Here is a 15163-nt window from a genome sequence, read left to right as displayed (position 1 = left end):
GCGGCATCGCCCGAGAAGCCCCCGCCCTCAGGTCCACCTGATCTTGATCCGGCCATAGGACCGGACCGCAGGGCCTCGCTGTTCCAGCGGTCGGCGGCCTCGCTACCTCGACCCTGTGGGGACCAGGATCTGTTGACCTCGCTCCCGGAACCCGCCTCGGCCCCGGCTCACGTAAGGACGGCAGCTCAGCGCACCGAGGTGAGTCCGACCGTCGGGAGGAAGAAGCAGGACCTGGGGCCGGTGTCGATGGTTCCGAAGACTGCGGCGAGTACTGTGCCGGATCCGGTGTCGACCGGAACCGCGCGGACCCCGCCGACCGGGAATCCGGCGAAGAAGTCGTGGATGGCGCGTTCGGCCAGTGGCCTTAGCTCGGTCGGGATTTCGGCGGGCACCATCGTGCGGACCACATCGGAGATCGATCCCATGGCGGTTATGCCGCTGCGGCCATTGGCCAGGTTGACCCAGGCGACGTTCATGCCCGCGGCATTCGCGCTGTCCGGGCCGAGGCCGTAGGGGACGAAGGTGAACATGACTTGGCCCGCCTTGACGGCGGTCGGGTCGAGTCCCGGAATGGCCACCGTGGTTTTGGGCCACGGCCCCGCGACTGCGCCCGCAACCGCCGGAACCAGACCGAGGCTGCCGGTGTCGGAGCAGAAGGGCGCGACCGCCGGGTACAGGAACGGGTCGATGCCGAAGGTGCGCAGCGCCTCCACGACGGCTCGGTAACCGGCGAACAGATCACCGGGTGCGGCCTGGGCGGACGGTGCGGTCACCGCCGGAACGGCGGGTGCGGGCATCGGCGCCGGACCCGCGGCGGCGATGCCGGGGGCGGCGAGAGTCAGCGCGGCCGTACCGGTCGCGATGGCGGTTAGCGTGGTCAGACGGCGCAGCAGGGTCACGGCGGACTCCTCATCGTCGGGCACGAATCGAGGTCCGAGACTACTCCGGCAAACCTTCGCAACAGCGTCTATTCCGGCGGTCGACACGTTCGCGCCGCGCGTCCGATAATCCGCCGCGACGATCCGCGGGCAGGCAATTCGGACGAAAAGCACGCGGAAAACTTGGTCCGAAATGCCACGATCCACTGCACGACCGGGCCAATAGTGCCTGCTCACGACCATATCAACAAGGTCTGCGCTCACGCTGATTCGTACCCTTGTGCCGGACTTCGCCTGCTTCGCATGATATTTCGGCTAGACCCATTGACCGACCCGTGCTCGGCGTCGGACACACCATCCAGAGCGACCGAGAGACCTGGCTCGTCGACGTCGCAGCAACCCCCCGGTCACCGGGTGCGGGTGCTTCCGCCGGGAACGATGGAGGAACCGAAATATGAGCGCGTCCGTCGCATCCGATACTCCGGTATCGGATGTCCCGATACCGGGTGCCCACACACCCGCCGCTGCCGCAAGCACTAACGACGCGCCGGCGATCGCCAAGTCCTGGCATCCGTGGCGCTGGGTCGTCAGCGCCATCGCGCTCGTGCTGCTCGCGCAGTTCATCCACGGACTGGCCACCAATCCGGGCTGGGATTGGTCGACGTTCGCCAAGTACTTCACCGCGAAATCGGTGCTGTCGGCACTGAAGGTCACCTTGGAGCTGACCCTGTGGGGCACGGCACTGGGATTCCTGATCGGTACGGCATTGGCGATCGCCCGACTGTCGAATAATCCGGTGCTGCGGGTAATTTCGTGGGTCTATATCTGGGCGTTCCGCTCGATTCCGCTGATCGTGCAGCTGCTGTTCTGGTTCAACATCGCGTACCTGTACCACACGCTCTCGCTCGGAATCCCGTTCGGCCCTTCCTTTCTCACCTTCGAGGTGAACGGGGTGATCAGCGGTTTCACCGCGGCGGTCATCGGACTCGCATTGCATCAGGCGGCGTATGCGGCCGAGATCATCCGGGCCGGATACATTTCGGTCGATCCGGGACAGCTGGAAGCGGCTGCGGCACTCGGTATTCCACGGGTGCGCCAGTTCCGCACGGTCATCGTCCCGCAGGCCATGCGCTCGATTCTGCCGAATGCGACCAACGAGGTGATCAGCCTGTTCAAGGGCACCTCGATCGTCTCGGTCATGGCGATCGCGGAACTCTTCTACCAGGTCCAGGTGATCTACGGCCGCAACGGCCGGGTGGTGCCACTGCTCATGGTGGCCACCGTCTGGTACATCGTGCTGACCACGATTCTGTCGGTGGTGCAGTTCTATATCGAACGCCACTATGCCAAGGGCGCGCACCGCACGCCCCCACCGACACCGGTGCAGAAGGTGTGGCGCAGGCTGCGCGAAATCGCCGAAATCGGTTCCGCCGCACCACGCGGAGCGACCCGATGAGCGCGCCGGTGGCACTGCAGGCGGGCCGGGCTCCTGCGGTAGAGGTGCGCGGCGTGCGAAAGTCCTACGGCAGCACCGAGGTACTTGCCGGCATCGACCTGACCGTGCGCGCCGGTGAAGTGGTGACCGTGATCGGACCGTCCGGCTCCGGCAAGTCGACGCTGCTGCGGGTGGTCAACCACCTGGAGTCGCTGGATGCGGGTACCGTGCACATCGACGGCGAACTGATCGGATATCGGCTGCGTCGCAATAAGTTGCATGCGCTGTCGGACCGCGAAGTGCGCAAGCAGCGCTCGCATATCGGCTTCGTCTTCCAGCAGTTCAATCTCTTCCCGCATCTGACGGTGCTCGACAATGTCACGCTCGCACCGATTTCCGCGCAGGGGCGCCCGCGAGCGGAAATCGAGGCCGAGGCACGGGACTTACTCGAGCGGGTCGGTATCGGCGACCTGACCGGCGCCTATCCGCGGCGGCTGTCCGGCGGACAACAGCAGCGCGTGGCTATCGCGCGGGCGTTGGCGCTGCGACCGCCGGTGATCCTCTTCGACGAACCCACCTCCGCGCTGGATCCGGAGCTCGTCGGTGAAGTGCTCGATGTGATCCGCGATCTCGCCGACGGCGGGACCGCGCTGGTGATCGTCACCCACGAAATCGGTTTCGCCCGTGAGGTCGCCGACACCGTCGTATTCCTCGACGGCGGCGTGATCGTCGAACAAGGTCCGCCCGTTGCCGTACTCGACAACCCGCAACACCCGCGCACCCGCGCATTTCTGTCCCGAGTCCGCTGAGCGCGGTGCGCGCTCCCCGATGAACAGGTATTCGATGAAGCTCTCTGCCCTGGTCGGCCTGGCCGCCACGGTCGCCTTGCTGGCCACCGGCTGCGGCACCGATCCGGACGCGGAAAACTCCGCGCAGCCCGCCGGTTCGATCACCTTCGACCTCTCCCCCGGACAGTCCGGCCGAATCCACGCGCCCAAGGTCGATGCCATTGCCGCCGAACTACCGCAGGCCATCCGGGACCGCGGGACGCTGGTCGTCACCGGATCCGGTGGTGCTGCACCGCCATTGCGGTTCTACGCCACCGACGACAAGACCATCGTCGGTTCCGAGGTGGATTTCGCCTCGCTCATCGCCGATATCCTCGGACTGAAACTCGTTGCACAGGTGGCCGATTGGTCGCAGAACTTCGTGCGGGTCGATTCCGGCGAGGCCGATGTATTCATCTCCAACGTCACCGTGACCGAGGAGCGCAAGGAGAAGTACGACTTCGCCACCTACCGCAATGACACCGTCGCGCTGGAGATCCCCAAGCAGAGCAAGCTGGAGTACTCCGATCGTAAGAGCCTGGCGGGCAAGCGGATCGGCGTCGGCAGCGGCACCAATCAGGAGCAGCTGCTGGTCAAGTGGAACGAGCAGAATATCGCCGACGGCTTGGCCCCGATCGATATCGCCTACTTCCAGCAGGTCACCGACTACTACCTGGCGCTGGCCTCGCAGCGCCTCGACGGCTACATCGGCCCGAACCCGTCCGCGATCTACCACAGCACCACCGCGAACCAGACCAGGATCGTCGCGACCTTCTCCGGCGCCGGTGACGCATTGCAGGGCGAGATCGGTGTGCTCACCAAGAAGGACAGCGGGCTGATCGGCCCCATCAACAAGGCCATCAACAACGCCATCCAGACCGGCACCTACCAGCAGGTCATCGATCGCTGGGGGTTGAAGACCGAGACCGTGCCGAGTTCGCGGATCAATCCGCCCGGCTTACCGAAGAAGTCGTGATCGCATGAAGTTCCTGCTGTTCACCCTCGTCTCCCGGGTACCGGATCCGAATACCGGTCGGCTACCCGAGACCAAGGAGCGACTGCTCGATGTCGTCGCCCAGGCCCGCACCGCCGAGGAACTCGGCTACGACGGGTTCGCCGTCGGCGAGCGGCACGAGGATCCGTTCCTCTCGGCCGCACCGCCGGTGATCCTGTCCCATATCGCCGCGGTCACCTCACGGATCAGTCTGTTCACCGCCGTCACCACGCTGAGTCTGTTGGATCCGGTGCGCGCATTCGAGGACTATTCGACGCTGGACAATCTCTCCGGCGGCCGTCTCGAACTGATCATCGGCAAGGGCAACGGTGCGGCCCAGGCGAAGCTGTACCACGTCACCACCGAGGACCAGTGGGACCGCAATCGCGAAGGCTACGAACTGTTCCGGGCGCTGTGGGACAGCGACACCGTGACCTGGTCCGGCCGATTCCGTCCGGAACTGGTCGAGGCCAAGGCGCTGCCGCGGCCCTGGCAGCCGCGCGTCCGCATCTGGCACGGCAGCGCGACCAGCCGCGATTCGGTGGAACTCGCCGCGCGCCACGGTGATCCGCTGTTCTCGGCGAATGTCACCAATCCGATCGAACCGTATGCCGAACTGGTGCGCCACTATCGGGAGCGCTGGGAGCACTACGGGCACGATCCGGCCGACGCCTTGGTCGGCGCGGGCCCCGCGGGATTTCATGTGGCGCGCACGTCACAGGAGGCCCTCGATGTGTATCGCCCGATCTTCGAGGCTCGACTGACATTGGCGCGCAAACTCGGGCTGCCGATCGTCTTCGAGACGCTCGACGATTTCGTCGCACGCAGTTCGGCGCTGGTCGGCAGCCCGGAGCAGGTGATCGACAAGGTGGGGCGCCAGCACGAGGCCTTCGGGCACGAGGTGATCCACTTGTCCGCCGAACGCGACGGCCGCACCGAATCGCAACATCGCACCGGCCTCGAACTCTTCCAGGCCGAGGTCGCGCCCGAGCTGCGCCGACGCATTCCGAGCCGACCACTGGCCACCGCACCGAACGGCCGCAACACCGCGCGTCCCACCGACTACGACATCGATTCCCGCGGCGAACTCGTCCGCACCGAAACATCTGGAGTACCACAGTGATCCGTTCCCGCTACCGAATCGCGGCCGTGGCCGCCGCCGTCACCGCGGCCGCGAGTCTCGCCGCCTGCGGCACTGATTCGGCCACCGGCGGCGGCGACGCGGGCCCGCCGCAGCCGGGCGGCACCCTGCGCTATGGCCTTTCGCAGGCGCCGACCTGCTCGGATCCGGCGCAGTCCGGCACCAATCAGACGCTGTATGTGACGCGCCAGGTCGTGGATTCGCTGACCGATCAGGATCCGAAGACCGGTGAGATCAAGCCGTGGCTGGCCAAGAGCTGGGAGATCTCCTCCGACGCCAAGGTGTTCACCTTCCATCTCGCCGACGGCGTCACCTTCAGCGATGGCACCTCGCTCACTGCGGATTCGGTGCGCAACACCTTCGATTCGGTGATCAAACTGGGTGCGGTCAAGACACCGCTCGGCTCCAGCTATCTCACCAACTACGTCGGCACCACCGCGGTCGACAAGCTGACCGCGCGGGTCGAATTCAGCAAACCCAATGCCCAGTTCCTGCAAGCGTCCTCGACCGCGCAGCTCGGCATTCAGGGCGATGCCACGACGGCCGAACCCGCCGATCAGCGCTGCCTTGGCGACAATGTCGGCAGCGGACCGTTCACCTATGCGGCTTGGCGCCAGGATGCCTCGGCGACCCTGGCCAAACGCGCCGGATACCGCTGGGGTTCGGCGGTCTTCGCCCATCAGGGCGAGGCCTATCTGGACAAGATCGAGTTCACGGTCGTGCCCGAATCCGGTGTTCGCACCGGCAGTCTCATCTCCGCCCAGCTCGACGCCGTCAGCGATGCGCTGCCGCAGGACGCACCGCAGATCGAGGCCGCGGGCGGGCGGGTGCTGAGCACCGCGAATCCCGGTGTGCCGTTCGGCTTCCAGACCAATGTCACCCGCGGGCCGCTGCGCGATGCCGCGGTGCGCCAGGCGCTGCTGCCCGCGATCGACCGGAAACAGCTGGTGGACACCGTACTCGGCCCGCAGTTCAAACCCGCTACCAGCACCTTGGCCAGCAGTACGCCCGGCTACCAGGATCTTTCGGCCCGGCTGAGCTACGACCCGGCCAAGGCGCGCAGCATTCTGGACCAGGCGGGCTGGACGCCAGGTGGTGACGGTATCCGCGCGAAGAATGGCGAGCGCCTGTCCTTCTCGGTGCTCTTCAGTCAGGCGTTCGCCGGCAATCAGGCCATCCTGGAGCTGGTGCAGCAGCAGCTGCGTCAGGTGGGTGTCGAGCTGAAGCTGGATCTGGTTTCGGGTCCGGAGAGCACAGCACGGCAGAACGTCAAAGATTTCGACACCACCTACTACAACACCACTCGTGCCGACGGTGACATTCTGCGCACTTCCTTCAGTGTCGACGGGCGCAATCTCAATGCCCGCGAACGCATCCCGGCACTGGACGATGTGCTCGATGGTCAGCTGAGCGCCTCGGATACCGCCGCGCGCACCGCACTGATCCGCACCGCGCAACAGGCAGTACTCGATGCGGGGCTATGGATTCCGACGGTCGAACTGTCACAGGCCATCGGTGCGGCACAGGGCGTGCAGGATCTGAAGTTCGAGGCCTCCGCCCGGCTGCAGTTCTTCGATACCTGGTTGAGCGGACGGTAGTCATGGCTCGGTATGTGGTTGTGCGGGTCCTGCAGGCGATATGGGTGCTGTGGGCGGCCTTCACCATTTCGTTCGTGGTGCTTTACCTGTTGCCCGCCGACCCGGTCTCCATCGCGGCCGACGGTGCGGGTGCGGGCACCCCGATCGACAAGGCCGCGATCGCCGAGTTGCAGACGCGCTACGGACTGGATCGTCCGCTCTGGGAACAGTATTGGACCGCACTGATTCACGCCCTGACCGGCGACCTCGGCCACTCCATCGCCACCGGCCAGCCGGTCACCAGTGCGCTGGGTGACGCACTGCCCAATACGCTCGGATTGGCCGGTCTGGCATTGCTCTTCGCGGTGCTAGGCGGGGTGAGCGTGGCCTTCGCGGCGACCTATGTGCGCCGCCCTTGGTTGCGTGACACGCTCAGCTCACTGCCCTCCCTCGGGGTTTCGGTACCGACATTCTGGACCGGACTGCTACTGCTGCAACTCTTCTCGTTCCACTGGCGGCTCGCCCCGGCCTTCGGCGGACACGGTTTCAAGGGCACGGTGCTGCCCGCGCTCACCCTCGCGATACCGATCGGAGCGGTGCTTGCCCAGGTGCTCGCCGCTGGGCTGGCCTCGACCTGGCGTCAGCCGTTCGTCGATGTGGCACTGGCCAAGGGAGGCTCGCGTGGGTGGGTGCTGCGCAAACATGTGCTGCGTCCGGCCAGTGTGCCGACGTTCACCATTGCCGGGGTGCTGGTCGGCAATATGCTCGCCGGATCCGTGGTGGTGGAGACCGTTTTCGCCCGTCAGGGCGTGGGTCGGCTCACCCAGACCTCCGTACTGGCCCAGGATATTCCGGTGGTGCAGGGCATCGTGCTGCTCACCTCGACGGTCTTCGTCACCGTGAATCTGGCCGTTGACCTGCTGTATCCGCTGCTCGATCCGCGCATTGCCGGTCGATCCCGGCGTGCGACAACCGATTCCGAGACCGCCTCGATCGAGACCGCCGAGGAGGTGGTCGTCCGTGCCTGAGCCACTCGTTACCCGCACTGGCGTGGCGCGCGATAACGCCACGCCCTGCCCTCTCGTCAGCGGCTTCGTGCCGTGGCCTGACCTACGACAGCAGGTGACCGATCTTGGTTGATGTCGCCGATGAGTCGCGGCGGATCGCGCTACCCGGACTCCGCCGACCGGCCCTGCGATGGAAGTCGCTGCGCGGCAATGTCGTAGTGATCCTGTCCGGCGCCGTCGCGGTGCTGGCACTCGGCTGGGCGCTGTTCCCTTCGGTTTTCGCCAGTGGCGATCCGCTGACCGGTGTGCCCGCGCAGAAGTTCCAGGGCCCGAGTGCCCGACACTGGTTCGGCACCGACAATCTCGGGCGCGACCTGTACACCCGGATGGTGCACGGTACGGGACTCTCGCTCACCGCCACCCTGTCCGCAGTCGCCATCGCCCTGATCGCCGGATCGGTTCTCGGGCTGCTGTCGGGATCGCTCGGTGGCTTCGTCGACACCGTCATCATGCGGTTCGTCGACGTGCTGCTGTCGATTCCATCGCTGCTGCTGTCGCTCGCGCTGGTCACCGCGCTCGGCTTCGGCACCCGCAATGTGGCCATCGCGGTGGGTGTTTCGCTGATCGCCAACTTCGCGCGGGTCATGCGCTCGGAGGTGCTCCGGGTGCGACAGGCGCCGTATGTGGAGGCGGCGCATGCCGCCGGGGTCCGCTGGTACACGGTGCTTGCCCGGCATGTCCTGCCGAACTCCTACCAGCCGGTCCTTGCCCTGGCCGCAGTCGAATTCGGTATGGCGGTGCTATCGGTCTCGGCGCTGAGCTTCCTCGGCTACGGCGCGAAACCGCCCACCCCCGAATGGGGCTCATTGATATCGGAGGGACGCAATTTCCTCGCCACGGCTTGGTGGATGACCACCCTGCCCGGCCTGGTGATCATCGTCGTCGTCCTATCCGCCCAACGCCTCGGCCGCGCCGTAGGAAGGAGTCACAGCGCATGAGTGAGTGCATTACGTCCGCCGATCCGACGGACGCGCGCACGGACGGCACGCCGCACATCGGCGACGTCACAAACGGACCGGATGGGGCGGCATCGACACTGCTGCGCATCGACGGCCTGCACGTGCGCTACACCTCCGACAGCGGCGATGTCGCCGCACTCAGAGGCGTATCGCTCACCGTCGCACGCGGCGAGGTCGTCGCGCTGGTCGGCGAATCCGGTTCCGGCAAGTCGACTCTCGCGCAGTCGGTGATCGGCTTGCTCGGATCCAATGCCGAGATCACCCATGGGACCCTCACTTTCGACGGAGAGACGGTGGATACCGGATCCGAGCGGGCGCTGCGGCGGATTCGCGGTGCCCGGATCGGATTCGTACCGCAGGATCCGGGACTGTCGCTGAATCCGGTGCGGCGCGTGGGTGATCAGGTCGCCGAGGCGCTGCTCGTGCACGGACTTGCCGATCGCCGCGATGCGACCGCGCGGGCGATCGAATTGCTCGCCGATGCCGGACTGGATCTGCCGGAGTTGCGGGCGGCGCAATATCCGCACGAACTGTCCGGTGGCCAGCGCCAGCGGGTGCTGATCGCGGCGGCGCTCATCGCCGGACCGGAACTGGTGATCGCCGATGAGCCGACCAGTGCGCTCGACGCCACGGTGGCGCGGCGGGTGCTCGACAAACTCGCCGCGCAGACGGCGGCACGCGGTACGGCGGTGCTGCTGATCACCCACGATCTGGCGATCGCCGCCGAGCGGGCCGATCGGATCGTGGTACTGAGCGACGGGGAGATCGTCGAAACCGGGCCGACCGCGACGGTGCTCGCCGAACCGCGTCATCCGTACACGAAGCGACTGCTCGCCGCCTCCCCGAGTCTGGCCCCGTTCGACGGGTTCCGCACGCCACGGGTGAGCTCCGGTCCACCGCTGCTCACAGTGCGGGATGTGCACAAGCGGTTCCGCGCACCGGCCGGTGGTTCGGTCACCGCGGTGGCGGGTGTCGGATTCGAACTCGGTCGCGGCGAAACCCTGTCGCTGGTCGGCGAATCCGGCTCCGGCAAGTCCACTACCGCGCGAATCGCCTTGCGGCTCACTGAACCCGATAGCGGCGCGATCACGTTCGACGGGCAAGACCTCACCGCGGTGAAGGGTGGACGGCTGCGCGACCTGCGCCAGCGCTTCCAGGTGGTCTACCAAAATCCCTACGGCTCACTGGATCCGCGCTGGCGGGTCGGTTCGATCATCGAGGAACCGCTGCGGGCCTATGCCGTCGGCGATCGCAAGGCCAGGCAGGAACGAGTACGGGAACTGCTCGGCCAGGTCGCGCTGCCGGAGAACTTCGCCCAGCGCCGCCCAGCGGAACTGTCCGGCGGACAACGCCAACGCGTCGCCATCGCCCGCGCGCTCGCCCTGCACCCGGACTTGCTCGTACTCGACGAACCGGTCTCGGCACTGGATGCCTCCGTCCAGGCCCAGATCCTGGAACTGCTGGACCGTCTGCAAACCGAACTCGGCCTGAGCTACCTGTTCATCTCGCATGACCTCGCCGTGGTACGCCGCATCAGCGACCGCGTCGCGGTTATGCGCGACGGACGCATTGTCGAATCCGGTTCTACCGCCGAGATTTTCGACAACCCACAGCACGAGTACACCCGCGAATTGCTGTCGGCCATTCCCACACCGCACCTCACCGCACCGGGGGCGGCCTGATGACCGGCACCCGACTACGCCATCCCCATCGCAACCGCACACTCGAAGGAGTCAGAGCGTCATGACGACCAGCATCACCAGTCTTTTCGAAACCGAGTGGGCACATTGGCATCACGCCAGGGAGGAGCAGTTGCGCAATCCCCTCGGCTTCCTGAGCCTGACCGGATTGCATTGGCTCACCGACCAACCCGAACGCATCCCCGACATTCCCGGCACCTGGTGGGTCACCGACGACAAGGTGTTCATCACCGCCCGACCCGCCGACCGCTTGCAGTTCCAGGGCACCGACATCGCGGGCGTACAGATCGTCATACCGGTCGAAGGCGCACCGGGACTCGATGTGCTGCACGAGAATCGGGTACTCGAGGTGATTCGTCGCAGCGGCCTTTACGCCGTGCGCGTGCACGACCCTGCCGCCCCGACATTGCTGAGCTTCGAGGGCATCCCGGCCTATGCCCCGGAACCGCGCTGGGTGGTCGAGGGTCGCTTCGAACCCTTCGACGAGCCCCGCACGATCACAACCGGCGCCGTCGTCGACGGACTCGAGCATCACCACACCGCCTCGGGCACCATCGAATTCAGCATCGGCGAGGTCACCGAGCGCGTCATCGCCTTCGGCGAGCCGACCAGCCTGCGGGTGCTGTTCACCGACGCCACCAGCGGTGTCACCACCTACCCGGCGGCCCGCACGCTGGCCGTCGAGGCACCCGATGCCGATGGGACCGTGCGTCTCGATTTCAACCGGGCGGCCAATCTACCCTGCGCATTCACCGACTTCGCCACCTGCCCGCTGGCTCCCCCGGAAAACCGGCTGCGGGTGGCCATCGAAGCGGGCGAACAGCATCCGCGCCTAGGACGGTCCGCATGACGATCCCGCTTTCCATCCTCGATCTGGCCCCGATCAGTGCCGGATCCATCGCACAGCAGGCCCTGCGCAACACCATCGATCTGGCCCAGCACGCCGAGCAGTGGGGTTACCGCCGCTACTGGCTTGCCGAACATCATTTCGTTTCGGTGGCGAGTTCCTCCTCCATCACACTGATCGGCCTGGTCGCGGCGGCCACCACCCGGATTCGCGTCGGCTCGGCGGCGGTTCAGGTCGGCCACCACACCTCGGCATCTATCGTCGAGGCGTTCGGCACCATCGACGCCCTCTATCCGGGACGACTCGACCTTGGCCTGGGCCGATCAGGCCATCGCCGCACCCAGTTCGGCGCACAGCCCGCGCACCCGAAAGGCGGTCACCCGGTCGTCGATACCGTGACCGGGCGCACCGAGGTCCGCGACGGCGTGGTGGTTCCGCCGCCGTTCGATCCCGGACGGATCACCGACAGGTCCAGGTTCATCGCCTCGCTCGGCGCACTGCAACAGCAGGGCGCGCAGGCACCGGACTTCCCGGATCAGGTCGACGAGGTGCGCGCCCTGCTCAACGGCACCTACAAGAGCGCCGAAGGCATTGCGCTGCACGCGGTTCCGGGCGAGGGCGCACAGGTCGAGCTGTGGTTGTTCGGCAGTACGGCCAGCGAAAGCGCCGAATTGGCAGGCAAACTCGGCCTGCCCTTCGCCGCGGCCTATCACGTCTCCCCCGGCACCGCCCTCGACGCGGTCGCGGCCTATCGGGCGGCCTTCCGCCCCTCGGCCGAGCTCGCGGAGCCGTATGTGGTGATCTCCGCGGACGTGGTCGTCGCCCCCGACGACGGGCGCGCCCAACATCTGGCCGCCACCTACGGTCACTGGGTGCACAGCATTCGCAGCGGTGCGGGCGCCGCCGACTACCTCGATCCGGATCGCGCCACCCCGCTGACACCGGAGCAGCGCCGACTGGTCGACGACCGCCTCGCCACCCAATTCGTCGGCAGCCCGCGCACTGTCGTCGAACGTCTGCAGGCCCTGCAGCGGGTCACCGGCGCGAACGAACTCCTCGTCACCAGCATCACGCACCGCCACGAGGACCGTCTCGAATCCCACCGCCTCCTCGCCGACGCCTGGGGCCTCCGAACCGCCCGCGCCGCCTGATCCGCGACGGCAGGTCGCTCCACTTCCCCGACAAGCAACCGAACGACTGCCGTCAGCGGCCCGCAACCCAAACACTGGCTACTGCGCCGACGGTAGTCGGAGGGTTGCCCTGAGCAGCCGCAACAGCCGCCGAACGACAACCCTCAGCGGCGCTGATTCGGCGGCACCCAACCCACCAGGTCTGCTGCGCCGAAGGTAGTCAAAGGTTGCTCGGAGCTGCGCGGTGGACAGCCATGTGGCTACCGCTGGGGGGCTGCTGGGGTCAGGCGCTGATGGGTGCCGCGGTTACGCCGTAGCCGAGGTTGGTGAGGACCTCACCGGTGGCCTTGGCGAAGTTCAGCGTGATGAAGTGCAGGCAGGGCACGCCCTCATCGATGAGGCGCTGGCCCATTTCGGTGGCGATTTCGATGCCGACCTCGCGGACCGTGGCATTGTTCTCCTCCGGCCCGTCACCGGCGGCCTTGCGCAAGCGCGCCATGACCGCGGGCGGCAGGGGACGTCCGCACAGTTCCTCGGCGCGCGCCACCGTGCGCAGCGAGGTGATGGGCATCAGCTCCGGAATGATCGGCTTCGCGCCCTCGATCGGGTCGAAGGCTGCGATACGATCGCGCAGCCGCAGATAGTGCTCGACGTCGAAGAACATCTGGGTGATCGAATACTCCGCGCCCGCACGCAGTTTCGCGGCCAGATGCGCGGTGTCATGCTCCAGATCGGGAGACCGGTGGTGGCCCTGCGGGAACGAGGCGACGCCGACATGGAAGTCACCGAGGTCGCGCACGATGCGCACCAGTTCCTCGGCGTAGGCCACCCCGTCGGGATGTTTGCGCCATTCGCCGAGCGGATCGCCGGGCGGGTCGCCGCGCAGCACGAGGATATTGCGGATGCCCGAATCGGCGTACGCGCCGACCAGTGAGCGCAGTTCGGCGACGCTGTGCTCGACGGCGGTCAGATGCGCGACCGGCAGCAGCGTCGTCTCCTCGGCCAGCGCGCCGGTGATCCGCACGGTGCGGTCACGAGTGGTACCGCCCGCGCCGTAGGTCATCGAGACGAAGGCCGGATGCATGCGCTCGAAGGTGCGCGCGGCGCGCCACAGCCGCGCCTCGCCCGCGGCGTCACGCGGCGGATTGAACTCCACCGAGAAGGGCACCGAACCCCCGGAATGGGTCCGCAGACTCTGTACAACCGAGGGTGTTCCAGAGACGATCGGTGGCGTCGGGGACGGCCGGCCAGGGGTCGAACGTCCCCGCACGTTATCGAAAGTCACCGGTCCAGTGTAGTGGTGGGCCGTAACCGGGCCGTCAGGTCGTCGCAACCGTACGCGTATTCTGCGAGCAAGCGACACGCTCGCAATCGCCGGAACGACACGCGCGACGGTCACCGTCCGGCACCGAAGTACCCATAGCGCCCACGATCCACCGCGCACCAGCACCCGCACGACCTTGGAGGCTCCCCTGTCCGCCGGAACCGGTATCCAGACGCCTCACCCCACCCCGCCCGCGAATCACACGCCGGGCACCCCCGGATTCGTCGCGGCGGTCGAGGACGCGCTCAAGGCGTTCTTCCTGACCCGACGCCCGATCGTCGAACCGCTCGGTCCGGTTTTCGTTCAGGCCGCGGACGCGCTGGAACTCTTCGTGCTGCGCGGCGGTAAGCGCACCCGCCCTGCCTTCGCCTGGACCGGCTGGCTCGGCGCGGGCGGCGATCCCACCGGCCCGCACGCCGCCGCGGTCCTGAACGCCTGTGCCGCACTGGAATTGGTGCAGGCCTGCGCGCTGGTCCACGACGACATCATCGACTCCTCGCGCACCCGACGCCGCTTCCCCACCGTGCACGTCGACTTCGAACAGCGCCACCGCGACCACGGCTGGGCCGGTGATGCCGAACACTTCGGCACCTCGGTCGCCATCCTGGTCGGCGATCTGGCGCTGGCCTGGGCCGATGACATGGTGCACACCGCCGGACTGGACGCCGCCGCCCTCGGCCGCTTCGCACCGGTCTGGGCGCTGATGCGCACCGAGGTGCTCGGCGGGCAACTGCTCGATATCCACGGCGAATCGGCAGGTGACGAATCCGTCGCCGCGGCGCTGCGCATCAACCGCTACAAGACCGCGGCCTACACCGTCGAGCGCCCGCTGCACCTGGGTGCGGCACTCGCCGACGCCGATCCGCACCTGATCGAGGCCTACCGGACCTTCGGTACCGATATCGGCATCGCCTTCCAGCTGCGCGACGATCTGCTCGGCGTCTTCGGTGACCCCGCGGTCACCGGAAAGCCCTCCGGCGACGACCTACGCGAGGGCAAGCGCACCGTCCTGGTCGCCGAGGCGCTGCAGCGCGCCGACGCCACCGACCCGGCCACCGCCGACCTGCTGCGCACCAGCATCGGCACCGATCTGACTACGGACCAGGTCGAGCGGTTGCGCGCGGTGATCACCGGACTCGGCGCGGTCGACGAGGTGGAACGCCGCATCACCGAACTCACCGAACAGGGCCTGGCCGCACTGGCCTCGAGTACCGCCACGCCCGATGCCAAGGAGCGGTTGCGCGCCATGGCCCTGGCCGCGACGAGTCGTACGCACTAGCCGCG

Annotated in this window: 13 protein-coding genes and 1 riboswitch; of the genes, 11 read left to right on the top strand and 2 right to left on the bottom strand. The window is 67.1% G+C overall.

Annotation, left to right across the window (positions count from 1 at the left end):
• Positions 1-185 precede the first annotated feature (185 nt).
• A complete protein-coding gene (locus OIE68_RS44345) occupies positions 186-899 on the bottom strand; it encodes a hypothetical protein (protein WP_327096859.1) in 714 nt (237 codons plus the stop codon).
• 330 nt (positions 900-1229) lie between these two features.
• A riboswitch (SAM riboswitch) is annotated at positions 1230-1323 on the top strand.
• 9 nt (positions 1324-1332) lie between these two features.
• Between OIE68_RS44345 and OIE68_RS44340 the strand changes: the two genes are divergently transcribed.
• The 10 genes from OIE68_RS44340 to OIE68_RS44295 all read left to right on the top strand — a co-directional run bounded on the left by OIE68_RS44340 (position 1333) and on the right by OIE68_RS44295 (position 12576).
• A complete protein-coding gene (locus OIE68_RS44340; protein WP_327096858.1) occupies positions 1333-2334 on the top strand; it encodes an amino acid ABC transporter permease in 1002 nt (333 codons plus the stop codon).
• The gene (locus tag OIE68_RS44335) at positions 2331-3122 is read left to right on the top strand and encodes an amino acid ABC transporter ATP-binding protein (RefSeq protein WP_327096857.1); all 792 of its coding nucleotides are present in this window, start codon (positions 2331-2333) and stop codon (positions 3120-3122) included. Before OIE68_RS44340 ends, OIE68_RS44335 begins: the two co-directional genes overlap by 4 nt.
• Before the next feature lie 19 nt (positions 3123-3141).
• Positions 3142-4116 carry an ABC transporter substrate-binding protein gene (locus OIE68_RS44330; protein ID WP_419150651.1) on the top strand — a complete coding sequence of 325 codons (975 nt, stop codon included), beginning with the start codon at positions 3142-3144 and terminating at the stop codon, positions 4114-4116.
• Positions 4117-4120: 4 nt separating this feature from the next.
• Positions 4121-5257 (top strand): LLM class flavin-dependent oxidoreductase, encoded by a 1137-nt coding sequence (locus OIE68_RS44325; RefSeq protein ID WP_327096855.1) that lies wholly within the window; start codon positions 4121-4123, stop codon positions 5255-5257.
• On the top strand, positions 5254-6873 hold the full coding sequence (locus OIE68_RS44320; RefSeq protein WP_327096854.1) for an ABC transporter substrate-binding protein: 1620 nt from the start codon (positions 5254-5256) through the stop codon (positions 6871-6873). Before OIE68_RS44325 ends, OIE68_RS44320 begins: the two co-directional genes overlap by 4 nt.
• Positions 6874-6875: 2 nt before the next feature.
• Positions 6876-7880 carry an ABC transporter permease gene (locus OIE68_RS44315; RefSeq protein ID WP_327096853.1) on the top strand — a complete coding sequence of 335 codons (1005 nt, stop codon included), beginning with the start codon at positions 6876-6878 and terminating at the stop codon, positions 7878-7880.
• Positions 7881-8044: 164 nt separating this feature from the next.
• Positions 8045-8857: an ABC transporter permease gene (locus OIE68_RS44310; RefSeq protein ID WP_329416093.1), complete on the top strand. Its 813-nt coding sequence runs from the start codon at positions 8045-8047 to the stop codon at positions 8855-8857.
• On the top strand, positions 8854-10560 hold the full coding sequence (locus OIE68_RS44305) for an ABC transporter ATP-binding protein (protein ID WP_327096852.1): 1707 nt from the start codon (positions 8854-8856) through the stop codon (positions 10558-10560). The genes OIE68_RS44310 and OIE68_RS44305 overlap by 4 nt, the downstream gene beginning before the upstream one ends.
• Positions 10561-10621: 61 nt before the next feature.
• A complete protein-coding gene (locus OIE68_RS44300) occupies positions 10622-11428 on the top strand; it encodes a DUF1684 domain-containing protein (protein ID WP_327096851.1) in 807 nt (268 codons plus the stop codon).
• Positions 11425-12576, top strand: coding sequence for an LLM class flavin-dependent oxidoreductase (locus tag OIE68_RS44295; protein ID WP_327096850.1), 1152 nt, complete (start codon positions 11425-11427; stop codon positions 12574-12576). The genes OIE68_RS44300 and OIE68_RS44295 overlap by 4 nt, the downstream gene beginning before the upstream one ends.
• 262 nt (positions 12577-12838) lie before the next feature.
• Here the strand turns inward: OIE68_RS44295 and OIE68_RS44290 are convergent, their stop codons facing one another.
• A complete protein-coding gene (locus tag OIE68_RS44290; protein ID WP_327096849.1) occupies positions 12839-13840 on the bottom strand; it encodes a methylenetetrahydrofolate reductase in 1002 nt (333 codons plus the stop codon).
• Positions 13841-14015: 175 nt separating this feature from the next.
• Here OIE68_RS44290 and OIE68_RS44285 point away from each other — a divergent pair, with 175 nt between their 5' ends.
• Positions 14016-15158 (top strand): polyprenyl synthetase family protein, encoded by a 1143-nt coding sequence (locus tag OIE68_RS44285; RefSeq protein WP_040688582.1) that lies wholly within the window; start codon positions 14016-14018, stop codon positions 15156-15158.
• Positions 15159-15163: the final 5 nt, after the last annotated feature.

This window comes from Nocardia vinacea (genome assembly GCF_035920345.1).
GTDB classification, from domain to species: Bacteria; Actinomycetota; Actinomycetes; order Mycobacteriales; family Mycobacteriaceae; genus Nocardia; species Nocardia vinacea_A.
The sequence above is the reverse complement of the archived record's forward strand: the minus strand, read 5'-3'. Positions and strand labels throughout refer to the sequence as shown.

Excerpts from the sequence above, each read along its gene's own strand:
- OIE68_RS44340 (WP_327096858.1), top strand. The coding sequence starts at position 1,333 with ATGAGCGCGTCCGTCGCATCCGATACTCCGGTATCGGATGTCCCGATA.
- OIE68_RS44335 (WP_327096857.1), top strand. The coding sequence starts at position 2,331 with ATGAGCGCGCCGGTGGCACTGCAGGCGGGCCGGGCTCCTGCGGTAGAG.
- OIE68_RS44330 (WP_419150651.1), top strand. The coding sequence starts at position 3,142 with ATGAACAGGTATTCGATGAAGCTCTCTGCCCTGGTCGGCCTGGCCGCC.
- OIE68_RS44325 (WP_327096855.1), top strand. The coding sequence starts at position 4,121 with ATGAAGTTCCTGCTGTTCACCCTCGTCTCCCGGGTACCGGATCCGAAT.
- OIE68_RS44315 (WP_327096853.1), top strand. The coding sequence starts at position 6,876 with ATGGCTCGGTATGTGGTTGTGCGGGTCCTGCAGGCGATATGGGTGCTG.
- OIE68_RS44305 (WP_327096852.1), top strand. The coding sequence starts at position 8,854 with ATGAGTGAGTGCATTACGTCCGCCGATCCGACGGACGCGCGCACGGAC.
- OIE68_RS44300 (WP_327096851.1), top strand. The coding sequence starts at position 10,622 with ATGACGACCAGCATCACCAGTCTTTTCGAAACCGAGTGGGCACATTGG.
- OIE68_RS44295 (WP_327096850.1), top strand. The coding sequence starts at position 11,425 with ATGACGATCCCGCTTTCCATCCTCGATCTGGCCCCGATCAGTGCCGGA.